Source organism: Rhizobium sp. SVR5-9E, assembly GCF_056755095.1.
This window is the reverse complement of the sequence record NZ_JBNDHS010000261.1, coordinates 1-405: the sequence shown is the minus strand read 5'-3', so window position 1 is coordinate 405 and position 405 is coordinate 1. Positions and strand designations below refer to the sequence as shown.

The window sequence follows — 405 nt, the reverse complement described above, 5'->3', positions numbered from 1 at the left end:
CTGAAGGAACGGTCATCAACAGACCTGCTTCAAAAAATATGCAGAATATCCCTGATTTTTATGGTACTGAAGCATTAAACGGCTGGAAAAATGTAATCGACGCTGTACATGAGAATGGAGGGAAAATGGGACCTCAGATCTGGCATGTAGGAGACACGAGAAGTACACCGGACTATCCTTTGGAGGATATGGAAAAAGCTTCAACGATGACTTTGGAAGATATTCAGGATACGATTGCACAATTTGCAGCATCTGCAAAATCGGCTAAGGATCTTGGATTTGATGTATTGGAAATCCATGGGGCGCACGGGTATCTTATTGATCAGCTTTTCTGGGAAGTTACCAATACGAGAACGGATGAATACGGTGGGAAAACCATTAAAGAAAGAAGCCGGTTTGCTGTAG

1 protein-coding gene is annotated in these 405 nt (G+C 42.7%); it reads left to right on the top strand.

Annotated elements, in window-relative coordinates:
• Window positions 1-405 (top strand): oxidoreductase (locus ACPYOJ_RS34710; RefSeq protein WP_481420280.1); only part of this gene is annotated, 405 nt, incomplete at both ends.